Source organism: Acinetobacter sp. YH16051, from assembly GCF_013417135.1.
GTDB classification, from domain to species: Bacteria; Pseudomonadota; Gammaproteobacteria; order Pseudomonadales; family Moraxellaceae; genus Acinetobacter; species Acinetobacter towneri.
This window is the reverse complement of record NZ_VPEN01000042.1, coordinates 1-5,375: the sequence shown is the minus strand read 5'-3', so window position 1 is coordinate 5,375 and position 5,375 is coordinate 1. Positions and strand designations below refer to the sequence as shown.

Here is a 5,375-nt window from a genome sequence, read left to right as displayed (position 1 = left end):
AACCTTGCGCTCGTTCGCCAGCCAGGACAGAAATGCCTCGACTTCGCTGCTGCCCAAGGTTGCCGGGTGACGCACACCGTGGAAACGGATGAAGGCACGAACCCAGTGGACATAAGCCTGTTCGGTTGGTAAGCTGTAATGCAAGTAGCGTATGCGCTCACGCAACTGGTCCAGAACCTTGACCGAACGCAGCGGTGGTAACGGCGCAGTGGCGGTTTTCATGGCTTGTTATGACTGTTTTTTTGTACAGTCTATGCCTCGGGCATCCAAGCAGCAAGCGCGTTACGCCGTGGGTCGATGTTTGATGTTATGGAGCAGCAACGATGTTACGCAGCAGGGCAGTCGCCCTAAAACAAAGTTAACTCGAGGGAGAAATCGTGAAGTTATCACTAATGGCTGCCAAGTCGAAGAACGGTATTATCGGTAATGGACCAGATATTCCATGGAGCGCCAAAGGCGAGCAACTTCTATTTAAGGCAATTACATATAATCAATGGCTTTTAGTTGGACGCAAAACTTTTGAGTCAATGGGCGCTCTCCCAAATCGAAAGTATGCAGTTGTAACTCGCTCTAATTTTTCTACGAATGATGAGGGTGTAATGGTTTTCTCCTCAATTCAGGATGCCTTAATAAATTTAGAGGAAATCACGGATCATGTTATCGTTTCTGGTGGTGGTGAAATATACAAAAGCTTGATTTCCAAAGTAGATACTTTGCATATTTCAACAGTCGACATCGAGCGAGATGGAGACATAGTTTTTCCTGAAATCCCAGATACATTCAAGTTGGTATTTGAGCAAGATTTCGAGTCTAACATTAACTATTGTTATCAAATCTGGCAAAAGAGTTAACAAGCGCCTGCAATCTGACCTCCGGTTACTGTCACCTTTTTTTGCGGTGGAGCTGCAAAAAAGGCGCCATTAACCTCCGGCAGTTGAGGCGGGCGTTAGCCATATTATGGAGCCTCATGCTTTTATATAAAATGTGTGACAATCAAAATTATGGGGTTACTTACATGAAGTTTTTATTGGCATTTTCGCTTTTAATACCATCCGTGGTTTTTGCAAGTAGTTCAAAGTTTCAGCAAGTTGAACAAGACGTTAAGGCAATTGAAGTTTCTCTTTCTGCTCGTATAGGTGTTTCCGTTCTTGATACTCAAAATGGAGAATATTGGGATTACAATGGCAATCAGCGCTTCCCGTTAACAAGTACTTTTAAAACAATAGCTTGCGCTAAATTACTATATGATGCTGAGCAAGGAAAAGTTAATCCCAATAGTACAGTCGAGATTAAGAAAGCAGATCTTGTGACCTATTCCCCTGTAATAGAAAAGCAAGTAGGGCAGGCAATCACACTCGATGATGCGTGCTTCGCAACTATGACTACAAGTGATAATACTGCGGCAAATATCATCCTAAGTGCTGTAGGTGGCCCCAAAGGCGTTACTGATTTTTTAAGACAAATTGGGGACAAAGAGACTCGTCTAGACCGTATTGAGCCTGATTTAAATGAAGGTAAGCTCGGTGATTTGAGGGATACGACAACTCCTAAGGCAATAGCCAGTACTTTGAATAAATTTTTATTTGGTTCCGCGCTATCTGAAATGAACCAGAAAAAATTAGAGTCTTGGATGGTGAACAATCAAGTCACTGGTAATTTACTACGTTCAGTATTGCCGGCGGGATGGAACATTGCGGATCGCTCAGGTGCTGGCGGATTTGGTGCTCGGAGTATTACAGCAGTTGTGTGGAGTGAGCATCAAGCCCCAATTATTGTGAGCATCTATCTAGCTCAAACACAGGCTTCAATGGCAGAGCGAAATGATGCGATTGTTAAAATTGGTCATTCAATTTTTGACGTTTATACATCACAGTCGCGCTGATAAGGCTAACAAGGCCATCAAGTTGACGGCTTTTCCGTCGCTTGTTTTGTGGTTTAACGCTACGCTACCACAAAACAATCAACTCCAAAGCCGCAACTTATGGCGGCGTTAGACATCATGAGGGTAGCGGTGACCATCGAAATTTCGAACCAACTATCAGAGGTGCTAAGCGTCATTGAGCGCCATCTGGAATCAACGTTGCTGGCCGTGCATTTGTACGGCTCCGCAGTGGATGGCGGCCTGAAGCCATACAGCGATATTGATTTGTTGGTTACTGTGGCCGTAAAGCTTGATGAAACGACGCGGCGAGCATTGCTCAATGACCTTATGGAGGCTTCGGCTTTCCCTGGCGAGAGCGAGACGCTCCGCGCTATAGAAGTCACCCTTGTCGTGCATGACGACATCATCCCGTGGCGTTATCCGGCTAAGCGCGAGCTGCAATTTGGAGAATGGCAGCGCAATGACATTCTTGCGGGTATCTTCGAGCCAGCCATGATCGACATTGATCTAGCTATCCTGCTTACAAAAGCAAGAGAACATAGCGTTGCCTTGGTAGGTCCGGCAGCGGAGGAATTCTTTGACCCGGTTCCTGAACAGGATCTATTCGAGGCGCTGAGGGAAACCTTGAAGCTATGGAACTCGCAGCCCGACTGGGCCGGCGATGAGCGAAATGTAGTGCTTACGTTGTCCCGCATTTGGTACAGCGCAATAACCGGCAAAATCGCGCCGAAGGATGTCGCTGCCGACTGGGCAATAAAACGCCTACCTGCCCAGTATCAGCCCGTCTTACTTGAAGCTAAGCAAGCTTATCTGGGACAAAAAGAAGATCACTTGGCCTCACGCGCAGATCAGTTGGAAGAATTTATTCGCTTTGTGAAAGGCGAGATCATCAAGTCAGTTGGTAAATGATGTCTAACAATTCGTTCAAGCCGACCGCGCTACGCGCGGCGGCTTAACTCCGGCGTTGGGCGCACAATAAGGCTCCTTGCAGAGTTGCTTGAAAGTTGTTACGATTCAAATTTAATCATGAGATAGTCAGCAGATGAGCACTTCCAAGAACGCAGACAAGTAAGCCGCAGCAACCTTCATTTTTCGGTTGTTGCGGCGTTCTCATGAATCCTTTTGCTCTACGGGAGCGCCGCCAAATCCTTTGTTCAAGGAGATGGTTTCGTGCGCTCAAAAAACTTTAGTTGGCGGTACTCCCTTGCCGCCACGGTGTTGTTGTTATCACCGTTCGATTTATTGGCATCACTCGGCATGGACATGTACTTGCCAGCAGTGCCGTTTATGCCAAACGCGCTTGGTACGACAGCGAGCACAATTCAGCTTACGCTGACAACGTACTTGGTCATGATTGGTGCCGGTCAGCTCTTGTTTGGACCGCTATCGGACCGACTGGGGCGCCGCCCCGTTCTACTGGGAGGTGGCCTCGCCTACGTTGTGGCGTCAATGGGCCTCGCTCTTACGTCATCGGCTGAAGTCTTTCTGGGGCTTCGGATTCTTCAGGCTTGTGGTGCCTCGGCGTGCCTTGTTTCCACATTTGCAACAGTACGTGACATTTACGCAGGTCGCGAGGAAAGTAATGTCATTTACGGCATACTCGGATCCATGCTGGCCATAGTCCCGGCGGTAGGCCCATTGCTCGGAGCGCTCGTCGACATGTGGCTTGGGTGGCGGGCTATCTTTGCGTTTCTAGGTTTGGGCATGATCGCTGCATCTGCAGCAGCGTGGCGATTCTGGCCTGAAACCCGGGTGCAACGAGTTGCGGGCTTGCAATGGTCGCAGCTGCTACTCCCCGTTAAGTGCCTGAACTTCTGGTTGTACACGTTGTGTTACGCCGCTGGAATGGGTAGCTTCTTCGTCTTTTTCTCCATTGCGCCCGGACTAATGATGGGCAGGCAAGGTGTGTCTCAGCTTGGCTTCAGCCTGCTGTTCGCCACAGTGGCAATTGCCATGGTGTTTACGGCTCGTTTTATGGGGCGTGTGATACCCAAGTGGGGCAGCCCAAGTGTCTTGCGAATGGGAATGGGATGCCTGATAGCTGGAGCAGTATTGCTTGCCATCACCGAAATATGGGCTTTGCAGTCCGTGTTAGGCTTTATTGCTCCAATGTGGCTAGTGGGTATTGGTGTCGCCACAGCGGTATCTGTGGCGCCCAATGGCGCTCTTCGAGGATTCGACCATGTTGCTGGAACGGTCACGGCAGTCTACTTCTGCTTGGGCGGTGTACTGCTAGGAAGCATCGGAACGTTGATCATTTCGCTGTTGCCGCGCAACACGGCTTGGCCGGTTGTCGTGTACTGTTTGACCCTTGCAACAGTCGTGCTCGGTCTGTCTTGTGTTTCCCGAGTGAAGGGCTCTCGCGGCCAGGGGGAGCATGATGTGGTCGCGCTACAAAGTGCGGAAAGTACATCAAATCCCAATCGTTGAGAGAATGTGGCAAGCTATCGCCCAACAAATCGCTGCAGCCGACCCAAAACCGCTACGCGGTTTCGGTCGGCTGAGCTCAGGCGTTAAACATCATGAGGGAAGCGGTGATCGCCGAAGTATCGACTCAACTATCAGAGGTAGTTGGCGTCATCGAGCGCCATCTCGAACCGACGTTGCTGGCCGTACATTTGTACGGCTCCGCAGTGGATGGCGGCCTGAAGCCACACAGTGATATTGATTTGCTGGTTACGGTGACCGTAAGGCTTGATGAAACAACGCGGCGAGCTTTGATCAACGACCTTTTGGAAACTTCGGCTTCCCCTGGAGAGAGCGAGATTCTCCGCGCTGTAGAAGTCACCATTGTTGTGCACGACGACATCATTCCGTGGCGTTATCCAGCTAAGCGCGAACTGCAATTTGGAGAATGGCAGCGCAATGACATTCTTGCAGGTATCTTCGAGCCAGCCACGATCGACATTGATCTGGCTATCTTGCTGACAAAAGCAAGAGAACATAGCGTTGCCTTGGTAGGTCCAGCGGCGGAGGAACTCTTTGATCCGGTTCCTGAACAGGATCTATTTGAGGCGCTAAATGAAACCTTAACGCTATGGAACTCGCCGCCCGACTGGGCTGGCGATGAGCGAAATGTAGTGCTTACGTTGTCCCGCATTTGGTACAGCGCAGTAACCGGCAAAATCGCGCCGAAGGATGTCGCTGCCGACTGGGCAATGGAGCGCCTGCCGGCCCAGTATCAGCCCGTCATACTTGAAGCTAGACAGGCTTATCTTGGACAAGAAGAAGATCGCTTGGCCTCCCGCGCAGATCAGTTGGAAGAATTTGTTCACTACGTGAAAGGCGAGATCACCAAGGTAGTCGGCAAATAATGTCTAACAATTCGTTCAAGCCGACGCCGCTTCGCGGCGCGGCTTAACTCAAGCGTTAGATGCACTAAGCACATAATTGCTCACAGCCAAACTATCAGGTCAAGTCTGCTTTTATTATTTTTAAGCGTGCATAATAAGCCCTACACAAATTGGGAGATATATCATGAAAGGCTGGCTTT

At 49.5% G+C, this 5,375-nt stretch carries 4 protein-coding genes and 2 pseudogenes; 5 read left to right on the top strand and 1 reads right to left on the bottom strand.

Annotated elements, in window-relative coordinates; all coding sequences use genetic code 11:
* Positions 1–222, bottom strand: a 222-nt coding sequence (locus FTV41_RS13550) for a class 1 integron integrase IntI1 (protein ID WP_004155235.1), incomplete at its 3' end; no start/stop codon positions are given.
* A gap of 155 nt (positions 223–377) precedes the next feature.
* On the opposite strand from FTV41_RS13550, the gene dfrA16 reads away from it, so the two are divergent.
* The 5 genes and pseudogenes from dfrA16 (at position 378) to aadA1 (ending at position 5,243) form a co-directional block, all read left to right on the top strand.
* Positions 378–851 carry a trimethoprim-resistant dihydrofolate reductase DfrA16 gene (dfrA16, locus tag FTV41_RS13545; protein ID WP_032490158.1) on the top strand — a complete coding sequence of 158 codons (474 nt, stop codon included), beginning with the start codon at positions 378–380 and terminating at the stop codon, positions 849–851.
* Positions 852–1,015: 164 nt separating this feature from the next.
* The gene (locus tag FTV41_RS13540; RefSeq protein WP_001931474.1) at positions 1,016–1,882 is read left to right on the top strand and encodes a PSE family carbenicillin-hydrolyzing class A beta-lactamase CARB-2; all 867 of its coding nucleotides are present in this window, start codon (positions 1,016–1,018) and stop codon (positions 1,880–1,882) included.
* Positions 1,883–1,999: 117 nt separating this feature from the next.
* Positions 2,000–2,838 (top strand): annotated as a pseudogene (locus FTV41_RS13535) (AadA family aminoglycoside 3''-O-nucleotidyltransferase).
* A 214-nt stretch (positions 2,839–3,052) separates the two neighbouring features.
* A complete protein-coding gene (locus FTV41_RS13530) occupies positions 3,053–4,312 on the top strand; it encodes a chloramphenicol efflux MFS transporter CmlA6 (protein WP_001256773.1) in 1,260 nt (419 codons plus the stop codon).
* Between the two features lie 92 nt (positions 4,313–4,404).
* Positions 4,405–5,243: pseudogene (gene aadA1 / locus FTV41_RS13525) on the top strand (ANT(3'')-Ia family aminoglycoside nucleotidyltransferase AadA1).
* The last annotated feature ends 132 nt before the right edge of the window (positions 5,244–5,375 follow it).

Excerpts from the sequence above, each read along its gene's own strand:
- FTV41_RS13540 (WP_001931474.1), top strand. The coding sequence starts at position 1,016 with ATGAAGTTTTTATTGGCATTTTCGCTTTTAATACCATCCGTGGTTTTT.